Genomic DNA, 20,824 nt, shown 5'->3' on the forward strand with positions numbered 1-20,824 from the left:
CTTTTGTACAGCGCGACTGACGATTGCTCAAACAGCTACAGGCTTTATAATGCCGAAAACTTTTTTCAGGACTGGTTATGACTTCTGCATCTAACGTCGACTCCACCGAAATTGCCAAATTCAATGACATCGCTTCCCGTTGGTGGGACCCTCAGGGTGAGTTCAAACCACTGCATCAACTAAACCCCACCCGCCTGAGTTATATCTCTGATCAGGTGCAAGGCTTATTTGGTAAGAAAACCATTGATGTCGGCTGTGGCGGCGGCATTCTGGCCGAGTCGATGGCGCGGGCCGGTGCTGAGGTCACAGGTATTGATATGGCGGATGAAGCTTTAACTGTGGCCCGCCTGCATGCACTGGAAGCTCAGATTACCATCAGTTATCAGCAAAGTACCGCCGAAGCTTTTGCCGAAGCGCAGCCGGCGTCTTTTGATTTGGTCACCTGCATGGAAATGCTGGAACACGTACCAGACCCAGAATCGGTGATCCGTGCTTGTGCCGCGCTGGCCAAGCCAGGCGCCACCCTGGTGTTTTCCACCTTAAATAAAACCTGGAAAGCCTATGCGCTGGCCATAGTGGCAGCGGAGCGGCTGTTAAAGCTGGTGCCACAGGGCACGCATGAATTTAACAAATTTATCCGCCCGTCTGATTTAATGCGCGCCATCGAAAACGCCGGGCTGGAACTGGTCGATGCGACCGGCTTGCATTACAACCCAATCAACCAAAGCTTTAAAACCGGTCCTGGCCTGGATGTGAACTACTTTGTGGTGGCGCGCAAGCCATGTTAAAGACGAACCAGGCGGTGCTGTTCGACCTGGATGGCACCTTAGTAGATACAGCACGCGATCTTGGTGCAGCGTTAAACCATGTGCTCCAGCTGCATGGCCAACCTGTCACTCATTATGAGCAGTACCGGCCGGTCGCCTCCCATGGCGTGCGTGGTTTGCTGCAGCTGGGCTTTGGTCATTCGCTGCCGGATTACCCCTATGAGTTGCTGCGCACGCAGTTTCTGGATCACTACCAACTGCACAACGGCGACACCAGCCTGTTATTTCCAGGCGGTGCTGAACTACTGACGTATTTACGTGAGCAGCAGATCCCCTGGGGCATTGTCACCAACAAACCCTACCGTTTTGCTGCGCAAATCTGCCGGGCATTGCAACTGAGCGACTGCCGTATTCTGATTGGCGGCGATTCACTGCCAGTGCGAAAACCTGATCCGATCCCACTTTGGGTGGCTGCCCATCAGCTGGGCATAGCACCAGCGGCATGCTGGTATCTGGGCGATGCAGAACGCGATATAGAAGCAGGCCGGCGGGCTGGCATGCGAACTGTATTGGCAGGCTTTGGTTATCTGGCAGACAGCGACCAACCGGAGTTATGGCAGGCCGATTGCCGAATAGACAGTTTGCTGCAACTGACAGATTTCCTTCACAAATCTGTTTGATTTTTCAGCAAAATGGCCAGTGTCTAGACACTGGCTTTTTTTCAGCCAGGTAAAAAATCGTCGATCAAATTCTGAAGTTTTTTTCTTAAGATCCCTTGCATCCTGAAGGTGGGTTTTGGTTACGCATTTTCGGCGTTAGCAACCACTAACATGCTGCTTTTTTCGCCGCCGTAAAGGGCTTGCAATCAGGGTTCAACCCCTCTATCTTGTGATCCGTTCACCTGTAAACCCTAGATATTGTGTCCCGCCGTGCGCTATCACCCCAGGACACACATTGGGTTGAATTGATCGTTCTTTTCTTCAGAAAAAAGCGGTAGAAAAAAAGATAACAATACAGAAGGAATCTTGGCGGAAATGACTCAACCATTATACGTAACCAAAAGAGACGGTCAGCGTGAAGCGCTGGACCTAGACAAAATCCATCGTGTCATCGACTGGGCGGCAGAAGGTTTATCGAACGTCTCAGTGTCTCAGGTTGAGTTAAGGTCACATATCCAGTTTTACGACGGCATTAAAACCTCGGACATTCACGAAACCATTATTAAAGCGGCTGCTGACCTGATTTCTAAAGAAACGCCGGATTACCAATACATGGCCGCCCGTCTGGCCATTTTCCATTTACGTAAAAAAGCCTATGGCCAGTTTGAACCACCAAAGCTGTATGACCATGTGGTCAAAATGGTGGAATCCAAACGCTACGACGCACACATTCTGGCCGACTACACGCCAGAAGAGCTGGCACAGCTGGATGGTTTTATTCATCATGAGCGGGATATGGATTTCAGCTATGCGGCAGTCAAGCAGCTGGAAGGCAAATACCTGGTGCAAAACCGCGTCACCGGCGAAATTTACGAAAGCGCCCAGTTTCTGTATATCCTGGTTGCCGCCTGTTTGTTTGCCAATTACCCGAAAGCGACCCGGCTGGACTTTATCCGCCGTTTCTACGACGCGGTGTCCACCTTTAAGATTTCTCTGCCTACGCCCATTATGTCCGGCGTACGCACCCCAACCCGTCAATTCAGCTCTTGTGTACTGATTGAATGTGGTGACAGTCTGGATTCGATTAACGCCACCAGTAGCGCCATTGTGAAATACGTGTCTCAGCGCGCTGGTATTGGTATTAACGCCGGTCGTATCCGTGCCTTAGGCAGCCCAATCCGTAACGGCGAAGCTTTCCACACAGGTTGTATTCCGTTTTACAAGCATTTTCAGACTGCAGTAAAAAGCTGTTCGCAAGGCGGCGTGCGTGGCGGTGCAGCCACCCTGTTCTACCCACTGTGGCACCTGGAAGTCGAATCTTTACTGGTACTGAAAAACAACCGTGGCGTTGAAGAGAACCGTGTGCGTCACCTGGACTACGGCGTGCAGTTTAACCGCCTGATGTACACCCGGATGATCAAAGACGACATGATCACCCTGTTCAGCCCATCCGATGTACCAGGCCTGTACGACGCCTTCTTTGAAGATCAGGAAAAATTTGAAGCGCTGTATGTGCAATACGAAAACGACAGCAGCATCCGTAAGAAACGCATCAAGGCGCTGGAACTGTTCACGCTCTTTATGCAGGAGCGCGCCAGCACAGGCCGTATTTACCTGCAGAACGTGGACCACTGCAACACGCACAGCCCGTTCAATCCAAAATACGCACCGGTACGCCAGAGTAACCTCTGCCTGGAAATTGCCCTGCCGACCAAACCATTGGAAGATGTGAACGATCCAAATGGTGAAATTGCACTTTGTACCCTGTCGGCTTTTAACTTAGGCGCCATTTCAAACCTGGATGAGCTGGAAGAATTAGCTGAACTGGCGGTACGTGCGCTGGATAGCCTGCTGGATTACCAGGACTACCCAATTCCGGCCGCTTACCACGCCAGCATGGGCCGCCGCACTTTAGGTATTGGTGTGATTAACTACGCCTATTACCTGGCCAAAAACGGTGTGAAGTATTCAGACGGTTCGGCCAATGGTTTGACTCACCGTACCTTTGAAGCCATTCAGTACTACCTGATGAAAGCGTCGAACAAGCTGGCCCGTGAGTTTGGTGCCTGCCCGAAATTTAATGAAACCACCTACGCCGAAGGTATCCTGCCAATCGATACCTACAAAAAGGACCTGGACAAAGTCTGCGCTGAACCACTGCAGTATGACTGGGAACAGCTGCGTAAAGACGTGGTGCAATATGGCCTGCGTAACTCCACACTGTCTGCGCTGATGCCGTCGGAGACCTCGTCTCAGATCTCAAATGCCACCAATGGTATTGAACCGCCACGTGGTCATATCAGCATCAAAGCCAGTAAAGACGGTATTCTGAAGCAAGTGGTGCCCGAATATGAACGTCTGAAAGACAGCTACGAGCTGCTGTGGGATATGCCAGGCAACGACGGTTACCTGAGCCTGGTGGCTATTATGCAGAAGTTTATCGATCAGACCATTTCTGCCAACACCAACTATGACCCGGGCAAGTTTGACGGTGGCAAAGTGCCAATGAAGCTGTTATTAAAAGATTTGCTGACCGCTTATAAACTGGGTGTGAAAACCATGTACTACCACAACACCCGGGACGGCGCGTCCGATGTGCAGGAAGACTTAAAACCTGCGGTGGAAGACGATGGCTGCGCCGGTGGCGCTTGCAAGATCTAATGTGTAACCGGGGCCTGTACAGGCCCCGCTGTTGTTTCAGTAGTGGCACGAATAATAAGAGAATCGCGTAAATGACTTACACCACCTTTAACCGGACCAATAACGACCAGTTAAAAGAACCGATGTTTTTTGGTAACCCTGTCAATGTGTCGCGTTACGACCAGCAAAAGTACGGCATTTTTGAAAAACTGATCGAAAAGCAGCTGAGTTTTTTCTGGCGTCCGGAAGAAGTGGATGTCAGTAAAGACCGGATCGACTTTCAGCATTTGCCAGAACATGAAAAACATATTTTTATCAGCAACCTGAAATACCAGACCCTGCTGGACTCTGTGCAAGGCCGTTCACCAAACGTCGCGCTGTTACCTATCGTCTCCTTGCCTGAGCTGGAAACCTGGATTGAAACCTGGGCCTTTAGTGAAACCATCCACAGCCGCAGCTACACCCACATTGTGCGCAATATCACCAATGAACCTCACAAGGTGTTTGATGATATTCTGGAAAACGAACGCATTATCGAACGCGCTGACGAAGTCACCAAGTACTACGACGATCTGATTGAAGCCATCAATGTGTATCACCTGCATGGTATCGGCACGCACCAGATTGACGGCAAAACCCACAGCGTCACCCTGCGCGAGTTAAAGCGTAAGCTTTACCTTTGTGTGATGTCAGTGAACGTGCTGGAAGCCATTCGTTTTTACGTCAGCTTTGCCTGTAGTTTTGCCTTTGCCGAGCGTGAGCTGATGGAAGGCAACGCCAAAATCATCAAACTGATTGCCCGCGACGAAGCATTACACCTGACCGGCACCCAGCACATGCTGAATATTATGGCGGGGGGTGAAGATGACCCTGAAATGGCCGAAGTGGCCAAAGAATGCGAAGAGCAAGCCTATGCCATTTTCCGCCGCGCCGCCGAGCAGGAAAAACAGTGGGCTGAATTTTTGTTTAAAGACGGTTCGATGATCGGTTTGAACAAAGACATTTTGTGCCAGTACGTCGAGTACATCACCAATATCCGGATGGCGGCTATTGGTATGAAACCTGTGTTTCCGACCACCCAAAACCCTATCCCGTGGATCAATGCCTGGTTGGTGTCTGACAACGTTCAGGTGGCACCGCAGGAATCCGAAATCAGCTCTTATCTGGTAGGCCAGATCGACAACGAAGTCGACAGCTCCGACTTCGGCGATTTCGACCTCTGATATGCCCAAGGTACTGGTGAATGGCCAGCTCTGTGTTGTATTCAGCGCGGAGCAAGGCAGCCTGCTCGACGCATTAGAAGCCGGTCAGCAGCAGGTCAATTACCAGTGCCGCGAAGGCTACTGTGGTGCTTGCCGCTGTAAATTGCTCAGCGGTAGCGTCAGCTACCTGAATGAACCTCTCGCTTTCGTCCGCAAAGGCGAATTCCTGCCGTGCTGCAGCATCCCTGTGACCGATATTGAAATAGAAGTACCTTAAACCTCGCCTATCAGCTTTTTGTTAAGAACCATCAAAAAAGTCAAAAAATTTATTGATGATTTATTGACCATTTCCATTTCTACAAATACGCTCTGTAAGCGCTTTCAAATGACGCAGGCAGTTTCACTCATCCGGGGTAACTGACCATATAACGAAATAACAACAGGGCAAGAATTATGAATAGACGGACCATTTTGGTTGATGCGTTCTGCATCAGCCTATTGTCGCTTGGTATCTTTGGGTGTGGCGGCGGCGCCGAAACCCAGACAATACCTGACAAAGTAGACCCAACAGAACCCGTATCTTCCTGGACTTTAGTCTGGAGTGACGAATTTAGTGGCAGTGCTATTGATGCCAATAAATGGAACTTCGAGGTCAATTGTGCCGGCGGCGGCAATAACGAAAAACAGTGCTACACCGCAGAAAAAGAAAACGCTTTCATCAGCGATGGCATGTTAAATATTGTTGCTAAACCTGCAGCAACCGGGGCGGAAAAACCTTATACCTCAGCCCGACTGACCACCAAAAATAAAGCAGATTTCAAATACGGCCGCTTTGAAATGCGCGCCAAACTGCCATTCGGTCAGGGCTCCTGGCCAGCCTTCTGGATGATGCCTGCCGATTCTGTTTACGGCGATTGGCCACGTTCAGGTGAAATTGACATTATGGAAGCCGTCAACCTGAAGGTGACCGACAGCACAGGCCAGGCCGAGGCCAATGTGCATGGCACTCTGCACTATGGCAAACCCTGGCCAGCGAACCAAAGCTCCGGCAAAAACTATGCGCTGCCCAATGGCGCCAGTCCGGCCGATGACTTTCACAATTACGCGCTGGAATGGCAACAAGGTGAGCTGCGCTGGTACGTAGACAACTATCTGTTTGCCACCCAGCGTCAGTCCGAGGTGCGCTTCAACAGCAAAGGCCAGGCGGTTGGGCTGAAACACAAAGGCTGGTTCACTGAGTACTTTGATCAAACCGACGGCACCCTGAAGACGTTCTGGAGCAGCGCGCCTTTTGATCAGGATTTTTTCCTGATCCTGAACCTGGCGGTTGGTGGCAACTGGCCGGAAAACGTCAACAACAAAGGCATAGACGCCAGCGCCTTTACCAATGGCCAAAAATTTATTGTCGATTATGTCCGGGTTTACCAATGTGCAGCCAATCCGGATACAGGCAAAGGCTGTGAAACCATCAGGCCGGGGTACGATAAACCGGAAGACGGCCTGGTTGAAGGCAAAGCCCCGGTTCCAGTGCCTCCTTCGGATGGTGTGGCGAGAAACCTGACCATTTTTGATGGTACGCCAAATCCAAACTGGGCGGCCTGGGATTGTTGTGGTGGTACTACCCCATCCGTTGTCACCGACACGCAACAAGGCCAAGTGATGGAATTCAGTGTTGCCGCAGCACCTACCGTGAATGGCTTTACCACCAGAGCAGAATTTATTACCGACCCGGCCGGTGTGCCCTCGCCTTTTGATGCCTCTCCATTACTGGAAACCGGCAGTTTAAGTTTTATGATGCAAATGGTGTCGGCCCCTAACAATCAGGCTGCGGCCTGGAAACTCAAAGTAGAAAGCAATAATGCCGCAAGTGCTGTGGAGCTGGATTTATCCGCCAGCAGCGAAGGCATGGCTCCGGCGACCGGCGTCTGGCAACGCTACACTTTTCCGCTCAAACAGCTGGCAGCCGCTGGGCTGGACTTATCTGCCATCGACGTGGTGATGATTTTCCCGGCATGGGGCAGTGGTGAAGGTGCAGTCTATCGCATCGACGATCTGACTATTGCAGGCCCTGCCACCACCAAACCTAAGCTGGTGCTGTTTACCGATCAGGAAAACCCGGATTGGCCAATGTGGGATTGCTGTGGTGGCTCAGATCCAACCGAACAAATGGACGACAACAGCCACGGCATGACCGCCGAGTTTCGCATTGGTACCACACCGACCGTGATGGGTTTCATCACCCGTTCGGCCAACGGCGGTTCAGACAAACCTTTTGACGCCACCGCATTACTGGACGGCGGCATGCTGCGCTTTGAGATGAAAGTGGTGAATGCGCCTTCAACAGCCGGGGCTGCCTGGATAGTGAAACTTGAATCGAACAACGCAGCTGAAGCCGTGGATTTTAATTTAAGCGAAAGTACCGAAGGTCAGGCACCTGTCACAGGCCAGTGGCAAACCTACAGCTTTCCCGTGGCCAAACTGGCCGAAAAAGGCCTGGACATCAGTGCCATTGACGTGGTGATGATTTTCCCTGCCTGGGGTGCAGGCGAAGGTGCGGTCTACCGGGTCGATAACGCCCAAATTTACGACCCGACGGCTGACGCAGAACCAGGCCTGACGTTATTCGCCGATCAGGTCGCCGAGCAATGGAGCATCTGGGATTGTTGTGGCGGCTCAACCCCGACAGTCGAGCAAGACGACACTGACCATGGAGCCACAGCGCAATTTATCATCGGCGCCGCACCAACAGTCATGGGTCTGTTGGCGGATGACGATGTGTATTACGACGCCAGCGCCCTGCTCTCTGGCGGTATGGTCAGTTTCGATATGAAAGTGATCTCAATGCCGAATGATTCCTCGGCCCAGTGGCTGTTCAAAATTGAAGGATTTGATGCCGCTTCGGCTGTTGAGCTCAAACTCAGTGACAGCCTGGAAGGCAAAAACCCGACACCTGGTCAGTGGCAGACTTACAGCTACCGGCTACAGGATTTAGCAGACAAGGGCCTCGACGTCAGTGCGATAGACGTGCTGATGGTTTTTCCGGCCTGGGGCGCTGGCAATGGTGCCGTGTATCGCCTCGACAACGTCAAAATAAGCCAACAATAACAATGAATAACATCCGCACAGAGGCGCTGAAGCGACGCGTCTTTGCTGCGAACAAGCAACAGGTTTAATTATGAAAATCAAACAATTTACGTTGAGCCAGACGGCAGTTGCTGTCGCCATGGTCCTGGCAACGGCGCCTCTCCCCGCAGTACATGCCCAAGAGCAAGCGACGGTAGAATCGAAAGAAAAAAATGTTGAAGTGATTCAGATCAAAGGGATCCGTGGCAGCCTGATCCGCTCCATGGATATGAAACGGGAATCCAATGGCGTGGTGGATGCAATTTCGGCCGAAGAAATGGGTAAATTCCCGGACACTAACCTGGCCGAATCCTTACAGCGGATCACCGGTGTCTCGGTCAGCCGATCCAATGGCGAAGGCAGTCAAATTACCGTGCGTGGATTCGGACCGGATTTTAACCTTATTACATTAAACGGCCGCCAGATGCCGGGTACCGGCTATACCCGCTCCTTTAACCTGGAGAACCTGTCGTCCGAAGGGGTTAGCGCGCTGGAGATCCAAAAAACCGCCCGGGCGGAGAACCCTAGCGGTGGCTTAGGAGCGACAGTCAACATCGTTACCACTAAACCGCTGTCCAATCCGGGCCAGCACGGTTCAGTGTCTGCCAAAGGATTGTATGACAGCTCCAATGTCGCCGGCGAAGACGTCACGCCAGAGTTTGCAGCTGTATACAGCAACACCTTTGACGATGAGCGCTACGGCATCGCGTTTTCGTTCTCCCATCAACAACGCGATTTTCAAAAGCAACAAGCCAATATCCAGGGCTGGCAGGCTAATGTGGCCCTACCCGACCTGGACCCTGAGTTTGTGGTCGACCGCAGAGCCACAGGCGCAGATGGCGAGAAGCTGGGGAATTACTATTTCCCTAAAGATATGAACTACGGCATTGAAGATATTGAACGTGAGCGTACCAATGGCCAGCTGACCCTGCAGTTTGCTCCCACCGACAATTTTGTCGCGACGCTGGATTACACTGCCAGCAATGCAGTGACTGGCGTCGAAAGTATTGGCTGGGGCGTCTGGAACGAATTTGGTGGCAATATCAATGCCTATGAGCTGGATGAAAACGGCACGGCTGTGTATGCCGACATAGGCGGTAATGACGGCTCCTTCACGGCCAACCGTGGCACCACAGAAATTAAAGCCGAATCTGTTGGGGTGAACTTTAACTGGACTGCCAATGCCGACTGGCAGTTTGAGCTGGACTACCACGATTCCAACAACAAAGCCGACAATGGAGCCGACAAAGGCCTGGGCAGTCAGGGCCAAATCATTTTAGGTTCCGATCAGCTGATCACTAAATACTACGATTACCGCACCGGCGATGTACCGCAAGCCTGGATCCTGTGGAAAAACGGCACCAATGAACTGGCAGCAGGAGAAATTGACTCCAACTTCAGTCAGTTTACCCATTCTCCCGGCGAAACCAGCATTGAACAGCTGCAGCTGAACGGGCAATGGACCAACAATGATTTCCAAATCCCATTGGTGAATGTCAAATTCGGCGCCGCCCGCACTGAACAAACCATGGGAGGCCATTCAGGCTGGAGTGGACTGCGTGGTGGACCTGGCTTTAACCCGGCTTACCCACAAATTTTTCCGGATCAGATGTTTATCCGGCATAGCACGGACGGCTTCCTTGATAGCTTTAACATGGGCAGCCTCAATCCGCATTACTACTACAGCTACGACTTTGACGAAGCACTGGCACGTCAACTGGCCTTTCTGACCGAAGATGTGATGGGCGCTGACGTTTATTCCATCGATCCTTATTTCGACGGCATTGACAGCGAAAGTTATGTCGAAGAAGTGACCAATAGCCTGTTCCTGCAATCGCAGTGGGATACCGAAGTTGCCGCCATTCCGCTGCAATTTAACATTGGCGTGCGTTACGAAGAAACCGACGTCACCAGTACAGTGCGTCAACGGGTAGAAACTCAGGTCAACTGGGAAAGCCCTTCGGAGTGGATCACCCAGTACGAGCAAGGTGGCACAGACAACTTCCTGGAGCAACAAGGCAAACATGATGTCTTGCTGCCGATGTTTGATTTGAAAGCAGATCTGACCGACGAGCTGGTGGCACGTTTTTCCTGGGGCAAAACCATTTCCAGAGCGCCACTGGGCTTTTTAGCAGGCGGGCGTTCCTTGAGTGGCAGTCCGAAACCGGGCTCTCGTAGCGGCAGCCAGGGCAATACCAACCTGCTGCCGTTTGAATCCACCAACCTGGATTTCACGCTGGAATACTACTATGCCGAAGGCAGTTATGCCGCCATCGGCTATTTCCGCAAAGACGTCGACAACTTTATTCAAACCACCATTACAGAAACCACCATCGAAGGCTTGCACGACATTCTGAATGGCCCACGCTACCAGCAGGCAGTGCGGGACATTGAGGCGCGTGGCGAACAGGCCACCAGTACCGCCATCTTTGAACAGATGTTGGCCAATGGCAACGGCAATGCGGACGGCAAAATAGAACCCGATGCGGCCGATCCATTGATAGTCTGGCAAATCAGTCAGCCAGCCAATACCGATGCAAAGTCGGTCGACGGTTTTGAAGTGGCAGTGCAACACTTGTTTGGCGAGTCTGGCTTTGGCTTTGGCGCCAATGCCACCTTTGTCGATGGCGATGTGAAATTTGACGTCAACAGCCTGCAACAACAGGCTCCACTCACCGGCTTAAGCGATTCAGCCAACGCTCAACTGTTCTACGAGCGTGACGGCTTATCGGTCAAATTAACCTACGCCTGGCGGGATGAATACCTGATTGGTGTGGGTCAGTCACAAGGCTCCGCCGATGCGCCGCCGCAATTTGCCGAAAATTATGGCCAGTGGGACTTCAGCGTCAATTATGAGCTGACGGATGAACTGACCGTTTTTGCCGAAGGCATCAACCTGACGGATGAAACGGAACGCGGTTATGGCCGCTTTAAAGAACAGTTCCTGTTTGCCCGTCAATACGGTCCCAGGTACACATTAGGCGCTCGCTACCGCTTCTGAACGCTCGTTTAAGCGATAGAATAAAGCCCCATTTCGGGGCTTTATTCTATCGTGCTCTTACTTACGTACGCCTTCAACCACCAGATCCAGATAGATGCTTTCTGAGGCTGGGCCTAAGATGTTTTTAATACCAAAGTCTGTCAGTTTGATTTCTGTAGTGCCTTGGAAACCAGCACGGTAGCCACCCCAAGGGTCTTTGCCTTCACCGGTTTTGCTGGCGGCGATAGTGATTTCTTTGGTCACACCGTGGAAGGTGAAGTTACCAACTACATCAAACTTACCGTCTGCTTTAGGCACGATTTTGGTGCTGCTGAAGCTGGCTTTTGGGAAGTTGTCGACGTGCAGGAAATCTGCGCTGCGTAAGTGCTTATCACGCTCGGCATGGTTTGAATCCACACTGGCGGTGTCAATTTCCAGCTGGATTTTTGCGTCAGCCAGCTTGGCTTCGTCATAGCTGAAAGTACCTTTGAAGGTATTGAAACGGCCATGCAACCAGCTGTAGCCCAAGTGGCTGACTTTGAAATTAACAAAGGCGTGAGCACCGCTGGTGTCAATGTCATAATCAGCTGCATGTAAAGCTGGAGCAGCCATAGCTGCAGACAACAGAGTTGCCAGAATTAATTTTTTCATTACTTTGTTTCCTCGTTTAAGTTTGAGCTAAGCATACGTTTTAACGTCAGGTCTTTATCTACAAAATGGTGTTTCAGCGCCGCCAGACCATGGACAACCGCAAATCCAATTAGGCTGTAAGCCGCAAATTGGTGTACTAAGCCAGCTCGGTCGGACTGCTGATCAAATAACTGCCCAAGCGCTGGCACTTCAAACCAGCCAAAAACATCGATACCACGGCCGTCAGCCGTCGAAATCAGGTAACCACTGCTGACAATCACCACCAACAACAAATACAACAGCGCATGTGCCAGATGGCTACTTTGGGTGACCAGCTTGCTATGGCCAGGCACAGGGTCAACAGCGCCCTTTTTCAGCCGTAGCAGCAGACGCCAGACGACCAGCGCAGCCAACACGACCCCGACACTTTTGTGCCAGAATGGCGCTGTCTTGTACCAAGGGCTGTAATAGGTCAGTTCAACCATCCAGAAGCCTGAAGCGAACAAGCCCACTACGACCAGTGCAACTATCCAGTGCAGGCTGATTTGCAGCCGGCTATAGCTTTTCATTCGGTACTATCCTCTTCTGTCAGATGATTCAGCTTATCTTTTCGTTTTATTGTTTTAAATCGCTAAATTTAGCTTATTTAGTTCTAATTTATAGAATAAATGTGCCAATTTGTTTTCCTCTAAAAACTTAAGACAAAAAAAAGGAGCCCAAGGGCTCCTTATTCATCTGTTGTAGCGACTTAGAACTCTACTTTCCCGTCGCGGATATGCTGCTCGCCACGACCTTTGGCCAGCTCAATTTGTTTTTGACGCTCGGTAAAAGAGGCACGCTGTTCATCACTGATTTTGTCATGACAATGCGGGCAACTTAACCCTTTCACGTAAAGCGATGATTGCATGTCGTCTACAGACAATGGCATCCGGCAGGCATAACACTGATCGTAGCTGCCTTGCTCAAGACCATGTTTCACCGCAACGCGTTGGTCAAACACAAAACATTCACCTTGCCATAAACTGTTTTCTTCCGGCATTTCTTCCAGATACTTCAGAATACCGCCATCCAGGTGATAAACGTTTTCAAAGCCCTGCTCTTTTAAATAAGCCGTCGACTTTTCGCAGCGAATGCCGCCCGTACAAAACATGGCTACTTTTTTATGTTTGGTTTTGTCCAGATTGTCGGCCGCCCACTGAGGGAATTCTCGGAAACTGGTGGTGTTTGGGTTCACTGCATTTTTAAAGGTGCCAATCGCCACTTCATAGTCGTTACGGGTATCGACCAAAATGGTGTCCGGGTCTGAAATCAACTGGTTCCATTCGTCACCTTTCACATAGGTGCCGACAATATGAGCCGGATCAACGCCTTCCACACCCATAGTGACGATTTCTTTTTTCAGTTTGACCTTGGTACGGTAAAACGCCTGAGTTTCCGCAAAGGATTCTTTGTAAGACATGCCGGCAAAGCGGCTGTCCTTAGCAAACCAGTCCTGCATGGCATTAATACCTTCACGCGGACCGCAGATGGTGCCATTGATCCCTTCCTCGGCCAATAATAAGGTCCCTTTGACCTTATTCAGCACCAGGTGTTGATACAAGGCATCACGCAACTCTTCGTAATCGGGTAAACGGACAAACTTATATAAAGCGGCTACAACAAACATCAGATTTTCCTTCTGCAAAAGCCGGATCGCAAATCCGGGGCAAAAAAGCGGCCGTTATTATAACCAAGCACGTTTTAGACGCAAGCCAGAGCCTGGTTTGCCACGCCATTAATGCAACAGCGTCGGAGCAAATGTCAGCTCCAGGCTATGCTGACCGTCGGTGATCAGCAGCTGGTCGCCATCCCGCCACACATCAAGCTGCATATGGCCTTGCAACATCTCACAGAAGCTCAGCAGTGACTCATGTGTCAGTAAGGTACAGATCAGGTTGGGGAAGTGTCGGCGATAACTGCCTTTGCTTTTGCGATAATCCAGCTCGTCCACCAGCAGCAAAACCTGCTCAGCCTGGTGACTGGCGCGCTGCATCAGTTTTTCATCCAGCACATCGACAGCGCACCACAGCCGCAACTGGCTGTATTGATCTTCAATATACAAATCCGGACTTTTGCCCCGGCCGTCCTGCCGGGCTATTGCAGGAGAGTGTTCAAACAACGACAGATACGCCAGGATGCGACGGGCAAAATGCTCTGCGCTTTCTTCTTTAAAAGGCGCCAGATAGGTGGTGGTCTTGCGGTAATAATGGCTTTGCTCTGAACTGTAATTCAGATCAAGTCGAATTACTTTACTCGCCAGTTGCATACAACCTCCGCTCTGGCTCCAAGTCAGTTTGAGTGTAGTTCAGAACGCCAGATTGCGGAAATCTCGGCATTGCCTGTGCCAAACACAGCAAATTATCTAGTCGCTAAAACGACGAAGACCCTGCGTTGCAGGGCCTTCGTTTCCTTTAATCCGGTGAATTATTGGCCTTTAGCAAAAAGACCTACTGATTTATCTTCCATCGCTTCGCGATAGCCGCCGAGCCATTGGCATCGGGCGTCGAGGTTTTGGTAAGGGCAATTGTCTTTGGAGCGACCAGTGACAGCAGCGCGATAACCCTGGGCGTGGGCTCTTTCTAAACGATCTCTTTTCTGTCTTTTCATAATGGAGTATTCCTCGATCTGATCTGATACAAGCAACTGGCGTTGCTTATTTATAGATAGTCGAGCACAGAAAAAGGTTCCAGCGGATTAATTCCACAGTCAGGCTTGACAATAGCTAACAACCTGAACTGCATTACAATTTGATGGCAAATTTTTTAAAAATTTTTTATTGAAGGATATAAAAAAAGAGGCGGATTGTTATCCGCCTCTTTTCTGCTTAAAAATAACGACGTCGCATCCAAGCCAGCGGCACCAGCAGTACCATCAGCCAGGAAGAGCTACCACTCTTGCGCTCATAGGTTTCACCGTCATCGCTGCCAGAACTGCAATCATCCACTGTGCCATTGGCAACAGGCTTTAATAACACAGTGCGGGCCACACTTTCCATCACCGGGTTACCGGCGCTGTCACGTACCACTTCACCTAATGAATCGCGGCCTTCGACCGACTTCACAACAGTGGCGACAATTTCATTGTTCTCATTGATATCGCGGGCATCAACAACATTGTAAGTACTGTTGCATGGCAGCAAGGTGTTCAAATCTGTAAAGGTGTCTGCAGCAATGTCATACAGAAAGGCCACCTGGCGTCGTGTGGCAGAATCGGACAGAAACACTTCGCCAGCACCAACCACCATACCATGGTCATTGACAGCTGTTGGCATAGTACCTGAGCTGACAAAGAAACCTGTAGGGTATTTCACTGTATTGGTGTTGTAGTCAAAGACAAACATCTTGCTGCGAGTGGTGCCATTAATGTTCTTATAGGCGGTTCCAACGACAATATTTTCGTTGTTAATATCAACAGCCGAACTGCTGATCCATTCTAGCGGGTCCACGACAGGTGACACTTCGCCCTCATGGAATACAGTCGCATGCACCTGGTTATAAATGTCCCGGGATTTGTCGGTGTAAGAAGAGTAACCGACAGCAACACCATTATTATTGACCGATAATGCACGGCTGAGGTAGGTCAGGCTGATGCCTTCTTCGTTAATTTCAGGACCCAAGAAGCCGTACTCAACAGGAGCACCAATCTGACCAGAACTGTTCAGTTGCCAGACCAAAGCCCGTTCAGTATAACTGCCGGCGTAGTTTGCCTGACAAATAGCAATTGGTGCGCTGTCGCCTGTACAGTTGGTCTCAATCTGCTCGACCACAGTATCCGACATCCCCACACTGCCTGAACCAGCAATGTAATTGTTGCCACTGATTTTCTGCGCCACGGAAAAACCGCCGCCGTTTTCAGCATAAGGAATAGGCAAAGCCTGGCGGCTGCCACCATTGAGTAAATAGGCTTGTTGATACGGGTTTTGTGGTACCCATAAGGTGACAGTTTCCGGAGATGGATCATCGTCTGTCGCTGCAGGCGTAAAATCTTGTTTCTGATACACAGGCGTCGCCATACCTATCGCGTTGCCAAGATTATTGATGTCGTATAAGTATTCACGACTGGTTGGCACTTCACCTTGATCGCGAATTTTGACCTGTTCGCCAGTATCAAAGTCAAACGCCTGCACGTCGCCAACCCGCTGCACTTCATAACTGGTTGGGTTCATAAAGAAACTCAATAGCTTTGAGTTTAATGCCGCATTGATATTACCAATTTTGATGTTTTCAATTTCTTCTGTGGTAAAGGCGGCTGTCACCACAGTGGATTCAAGATCCAACGCATCCAGGTCAAATGGCTGGTTATAGACATAATTTGCTGAACCAACGATGTCGCCGTTATCATTTAATGCATTACCAAACTGGGAGCGGACCGTGGTGATCTCAGGCAATTCCTGCACCTGGTAAACGGCCGCATTGGCTGAAACGGCACAGGCCGAAAGTACAGCTAAAACTACGGGTGATAATCTCATTCGGGTCCCCTGACTACGAATTCATGGCTTCTAATTGTTCCCAACGCTCATAAGCGTGCGCGAGCTTCGACTCAGCCTCGTGCAATTGGTTCAATGTCGCCTGGGTACTGATGGCATCTTGCCGGAAAAACTCAGGATCGTTCACTTGCTGCTGTAAGCTGGTAATTTGCGCATCCAGCTCTTCAATCAAGGCAGGTAACTGCTCGAGTTCGCGTTTTTCTTTGTATGATAACTTCTTAGCTGCTACGGATGAAGTCTGATTTGGTTTTTCTTCCTGCTGTTTTGTTAACTTCTGTGGCGTTTCCGTCAATTTTTGTTGATTCGCCTGGCGCTGCTGGTAGGCCAGCACGTCTTCGTAATCGCCAGCGATATCGACAATACGGCCCTGACCAGCAAAATACAGCGAACTGGTCACTGTGTTATTAACGAATTCCCGATCGTGACTGACTAACAGCACAGTGCCCTGGTATTGCTGCAGAATATCTTCCAGCAGCTCCAGTGTTTCCACATCCAAATCGTTGGTCGGTTCATCGAGAATAAGCAGATTGCTTGGCCGGGCAAATAAGCGGGCGAGCAACAGACGGTTTTTCTCGCCACCCGACAGTGCCCGTACCGGTGTGCGGGCACGTTCAGGCGCAAATAAGAAGTCTTGCAGGTAGCTCAGTACGTGGCGGGTATGGCCATTCTGATTGATTTCCTGTTTGCCGTCGGCGACATTGTCCTGGACTGTGGCATCCAGGTTCAACTGCATGCGGTGCTGGTCAAAATAAGCCACTTCCAGGTTGGTGCCCCGTTTGATTTCTCCACTGCTGGCCTGATAGTCACCCAACAGGGTTTTAATAAGGGTCGATTTACCCACGCCGTTCGGCCCCACCAGTGCAACCCGATCGCCGCGCATAATCAGCAGGTTGAGATCTTTAATCACCGCCTCACCATCAAAGCTGACGGTAACGCCTTGGGTCTCGAATACAAGCTTGCCGGATTTTTGCGCCTGCTCGATGGCAAACTCTACTTTGCCTTGCTGTTCGACACGGGCCGCACGTTGCTTGCGTAACTCTTTCAGCGCCCTCACCCGGCCTTCGTTGCGGGTGCGACGGGCTTTAATGCCCTGGCGGATCCAGACTTCTTCTTCCGCCAGCTTTTTGTCGAACAGCGCATTGTGCTGCTGCTCCACGTCCAGTGCTTTTTGTTTACGCTCCAGATATTCAGCGTAATTGCCTGGGTGCGAGGTCAGCATACCCCGGTCCAAATCAATAATGCGGGTAGCAAGCGCGCGGATAAAAGCCCGGTCGTGCGAAATAAAGATGATGGCGCCCTTAAATTGTTTCAGGAACTGCTCCAGCCACTGAATAGCCGCGACGTCCAGGTGGTTGGTGGGCTCGTCCAGCAGCAGCACATTCGGCTCCGCCACTAAGGCCTTGGCCAGTGCCGCCTTACGTAACCAGCCACCAGATAAACTGGCCAGCGTGGCCTCCGGGTCCAGTTCAAACTGCAAACATAAATCCTGAATGCGGCCTTCCAAAGCCCAGGCACTGCGAGCATCCAATTCATGCTGCAAGGTGCCAAACTCACGCTGTTCGGCGTCCGACGCGTCCGCCAGGTGGTCAGCCAGATGGTAAAAACGCTGCAGTTTCTCAGGCAGATCACCGGCGCCTTCACGGATAAAATCAGCCACTTTGACATCAATACGAGCCGGCGGGTCCTGCTCCAGACGCGCCACCAGCACATTGCTTTGCCGAACTATCTGTCCATCATCCAGATTTTGATGTCCGGTCAGCAATTTCAGAAAGGACGATTTACCGGCACCGTTGCGACCAACCAGACAAACCCTTTCTTCGGTGAACAGACTGAAATCGACGTGGTCGAGAATAGGATGGGTACCAAAAGCCAGACTGGCCTGCTGAAAACGTATCAGTTCCATAACACTCTACTTGGTTTGCTGACCGAAATGCTGCACATCGATCAGATTAAATGGCCAAAATAACTCACGCTCACCGTCGACCAACACGGGAATATGCACGCGGTAGCGCTCAAATAATTCTGGATGGTCCACAATGTCCAGCACCTGGCAGTACTGCAGCAAGCCGGCCTGCTGCAGCAGCAACTGAGCGTCTTCGCACAAGTGACAACCCCAGGTGCTCATCAACTGCATTAATCATCCGCCTTGGTCAGTTCGAAGCACACATGAATCGTCGGATTACGCTTGAAATCTTCCGGCAAGCTAGCAGCACTGATGTCCTTATAGGACCAGCCCGCTTCACGAAGCGCTTCGGCATCCAGCTTAAACTTCCGTTTGTTGTTGGAAAAAATCACTTTGGCACCAGGCGCCAGCACCCGACCAATCAACGTGAGCAACTTTAAATGGTCGCGTTGTACGTCCCAGGTGTCTTCCATCCGCTTGGAGTTGGAAAAGGTTGGCGGGTCAACAAACACCAGGTCAAACTGATTTTTGCACCCTTTCAGCCAATCCAGCACGTTGTCCTGCACAAACTGATACTGCTTACCAATCAGGTTGTTGAGCTCAAAATTACGTTTGGCCCAGTCCAGATAGGTATTGGACATATCGACGGTAGTCACTGTTTTGGCACCGCCAAGCGCGGCATGCACGGACGCAGAGCCGGTGTAAGCAAACAGGTTCAGCACACGCTTACCTGCCGACTGGCGCTGAATGGACAATCGTGTGGTGCGGTGGTCTAAAAACAGGCCAGTATCCAGATAATCGCGCAGGTTCACGTAGAACTTGGCGTTGTATTCTGACACTATTTTATGCTGACCCGTCCGGCTCAGCGCCTGGTACTGGTCTTTACCTTTTTGCTTTTCACGTACTTTCAGGATCAGTTTATCGCTTGGGATCTCCAGAATACGCGGCGTCAGATTCACCACATCAAACAAGCGTTTTTGCGCAATTTGTTCGTCAACATTGGCTGGAGCTGCGTACTCGTGAACTACCACCTCGCCGTCGTACCAGTCAACAGCCACGTTGTATTCAGGAATATCTGCATCATAGAGTCGGTAACAGCTGACGCCTTCGCGTTTAGCCCATTTATCCAGCTGCTTCAGGTTCTTCTTCAGGCGGTTACCAAACGACTCACTTTCGGCAAAGAACAACGCCGGCGCCGAGCTGCTGCTTTGCACCTGCTTTTCCGTCAGGTCAAATAAGGTGAATTCACAGTCCAGCGGACCATTGCTGAATTTGTATGTCTTCAGACGGGATAATTTTAGTGCCCGCAATAAATCCGGGCTCGAGGTAATAATTGCCAAGCGCCAGCCCTGGTAAAATTTCTTCAGACCTAAGGCAAAATCTGCGTACACCGGGATCAGCGCCGGCATATCGCTTAAACGCTCCCCATAAGGCGGGTTGGTCAGCACCACACCCGCTTGTTCAGCCACCACTTCGCTCAGCTGAGTGGCGTCTGCCACCCGAAACTCAATAAAATCGGCCACGCCGGCTGCTTCGGCATTCTTGCGCGCTTTTTGTAAGGTGCGCTCGTCGTTGTCACTGCCAATAAACTGGCAGCCATCCGCAATCGCTTTGCGGGCGCCAAAGGCTTCGGCACGCACTTGCTGCCATAAGGTTTCCTGATCGCCTGGCCAGCGCTCAAAAGCAAATTCAATCCGCTTTAAGCCAGGTGCAATCTGCCGCGCCATCAACACGGCTTCAATCAATAAGGTGCCGCTACCACAGAACGGATCATACAACGGCTGGTCGAAATTCCAGCCTGAGCGTTTGATCAAGGCTGCCGCCAGGTGCTCTTTTAACGGCGCCTGGCCCTGCTCTTTACGATAACCACGCTGATGCAATGACGGACCGGAAAAATCCTGCAGAAAATGGAAGTACTGTTTTTCCAACCGCACCTGAAAACGCAAGTCCGGGTCAACCCGATCCACGTCCGGGCGTTTTTCATACTGCTGGCGGAACTGGTCAACAATCACGTCTTTGACGCGCTGCGCGCCATACTGGGTATTGTCGATCGTTGGGTGTTTACCGACACATTCCACCGCAAAGCTTTGACTCAGACGCATCTGACTTGGCCAGTTTAAATGGCTGGCAACCTGATACAGATCTGCATCTGCAGTGACGGGCTCTGACGCTAAATGCCGCAAAATCCGGGTGGCGAGGCGGGACCACAAACACAGCTGATAGGCTGTTTTCAGCTCAGCATTAAAACGGACCACACCTATGCCCAGTTTAATGACTTCACCGCCCCATTGACGGACTTCGTCCGCCAACAACTCTTCGACCCCTTTGGAGGTTAACGCCCAGAATTCCAACATAAAATCTGCCTGTATCAAAAACGGCGCACAGTATAGCAGAA

General features: G+C 50.9%; 16 protein-coding genes. 7 read left to right on the forward strand and 9 right to left on the reverse strand.

Going from position 1 to position 20,824, the window contains the following annotated elements; all coding sequences use genetic code 11:
• Positions 1-77 precede the first annotated feature (77 nt).
• The 7 genes from ubiG (at position 78) to ACFO3I_RS05180 (ending at position 11,392) form a co-directional block, all read left to right on the forward strand.
• Positions 78-788: a bifunctional 2-polyprenyl-6-hydroxyphenol methylase/3-demethylubiquinol 3-O-methyltransferase UbiG gene (ubiG, locus tag ACFO3I_RS05150; protein ID WP_377332303.1), complete on the forward strand. Its 711-nt coding sequence runs from the start codon at positions 78-80 to the stop codon at positions 786-788.
• The gene (locus ACFO3I_RS05155; RefSeq protein ID WP_377332305.1) at positions 782-1,447 is read left to right on the forward strand and encodes an HAD family hydrolase; all 666 of its coding nucleotides are present in this window, start codon (positions 782-784) and stop codon (positions 1,445-1,447) included. Before ubiG ends, ACFO3I_RS05155 begins: the two co-directional genes overlap by 7 nt.
• 354 nt (positions 1,448-1,801) lie before the next feature.
• On the forward strand, positions 1,802-4,087 hold the full coding sequence (nrdA, locus tag ACFO3I_RS05160) for a class 1a ribonucleoside-diphosphate reductase subunit alpha (protein WP_377332306.1): 2,286 nt from the start codon (positions 1,802-1,804) through the stop codon (positions 4,085-4,087).
• 71 nt (positions 4,088-4,158) lie between these two features.
• Positions 4,159-5,289, forward strand: coding sequence for a class Ia ribonucleoside-diphosphate reductase subunit beta (gene nrdB, locus ACFO3I_RS05165; RefSeq protein WP_377332308.1), 1,131 nt, complete (start codon positions 4,159-4,161; stop codon positions 5,287-5,289).
• A 1-nt stretch (position 5,290) separates the two neighbouring features.
• Entirely contained in the window at positions 5,291-5,545 is a 255-nt protein-coding gene (gene yfaE, locus ACFO3I_RS05170) for a class I ribonucleotide reductase maintenance protein YfaE (RefSeq protein WP_377332309.1), read from the forward strand.
• 176 nt (positions 5,546-5,721) lie between these two features.
• On the forward strand, positions 5,722-8,373 hold the full coding sequence (locus tag ACFO3I_RS05175) for a family 16 glycosylhydrolase (protein WP_377332310.1): 2,652 nt from the start codon (positions 5,722-5,724) through the stop codon (positions 8,371-8,373).
• 70 nt (positions 8,374-8,443) lie between these two features.
• Positions 8,444-11,392 (forward strand): TonB-dependent receptor, encoded by a 2,949-nt coding sequence (locus ACFO3I_RS05180; RefSeq protein ID WP_377332312.1) that lies wholly within the window; start codon positions 8,444-8,446, stop codon positions 11,390-11,392.
• Positions 11,393-11,449: 57 nt separating this feature from the next.
• On the opposite strand, the gene ACFO3I_RS05185 is transcribed toward ACFO3I_RS05180, so the two are convergent.
• The 9 genes from ACFO3I_RS05185 to rlmKL form a co-directional block, all read right to left on the reverse strand.
• Positions 11,450-12,022, reverse strand: coding sequence for a YceI family protein (locus ACFO3I_RS05185; RefSeq protein ID WP_377332314.1), 573 nt, complete (start codon positions 12,020-12,022; stop codon positions 11,450-11,452).
• Positions 12,022-12,570, reverse strand: coding sequence for a cytochrome b (locus tag ACFO3I_RS05190; protein ID WP_377332316.1), 549 nt, complete (start codon positions 12,568-12,570; stop codon positions 12,022-12,024). Before ACFO3I_RS05190 ends, ACFO3I_RS05185 begins: the two co-directional genes overlap by 1 nt.
• Positions 12,571-12,749: 179 nt before the next feature.
• Positions 12,750-13,667, reverse strand: coding sequence for an oxygen-dependent tRNA uridine(34) hydroxylase TrhO (trhO, locus tag ACFO3I_RS05195; RefSeq protein WP_377332317.1), 918 nt, complete (start codon positions 13,665-13,667; stop codon positions 12,750-12,752).
• Positions 13,668-13,775: 108 nt separating this feature from the next.
• Positions 13,776-14,306, reverse strand: coding sequence for a YaeQ family protein (locus ACFO3I_RS05200; RefSeq protein WP_377332318.1), 531 nt, complete (start codon positions 14,304-14,306; stop codon positions 13,776-13,778).
• 158 nt (positions 14,307-14,464) lie between these two features.
• The gene (gene rmf / locus ACFO3I_RS05205) at positions 14,465-14,647 is read right to left on the reverse strand and encodes a ribosome modulation factor (RefSeq protein WP_377332320.1); all 183 of its coding nucleotides are present in this window, start codon (positions 14,645-14,647) and stop codon (positions 14,465-14,467) included.
• Between the two features lie 217 nt (positions 14,648-14,864).
• A complete protein-coding gene (locus ACFO3I_RS05210; RefSeq protein WP_377332321.1) occupies positions 14,865-16,508 on the reverse strand; it encodes a DUF3466 family protein in 1,644 nt (547 codons plus the stop codon).
• A 13-nt stretch (positions 16,509-16,521) separates the two neighbouring features.
• A complete protein-coding gene (gene uup / locus ACFO3I_RS05215; protein WP_377332323.1) occupies positions 16,522-18,429 on the reverse strand; it encodes an ATP-binding cassette ATPase Uup in 1,908 nt (635 codons plus the stop codon).
• 6 nt (positions 18,430-18,435) lie between these two features.
• Positions 18,436-18,660: a glutaredoxin family protein gene (locus tag ACFO3I_RS05220; protein ID WP_377332325.1), complete on the reverse strand. Its 225-nt coding sequence runs from the start codon at positions 18,658-18,660 to the stop codon at positions 18,436-18,438.
• On the reverse strand, positions 18,660-20,783 hold the full coding sequence (gene rlmKL / locus ACFO3I_RS05225; RefSeq protein ID WP_377332326.1) for a bifunctional 23S rRNA (guanine(2069)-N(7))-methyltransferase RlmK/23S rRNA (guanine(2445)-N(2))-methyltransferase RlmL: 2,124 nt from the start codon (positions 20,781-20,783) through the stop codon (positions 18,660-18,662). Before rlmKL ends, ACFO3I_RS05220 begins: the two co-directional genes overlap by 1 nt.
• Positions 20,784-20,824: the final 41 nt, after the last annotated feature.

It is taken from the genome of Rheinheimera marina (genome assembly GCF_042654345.1).
Classification (GTDB): Bacteria; Pseudomonadota; Gammaproteobacteria; order Enterobacterales; family Alteromonadaceae; genus Pararheinheimera; species Pararheinheimera marina.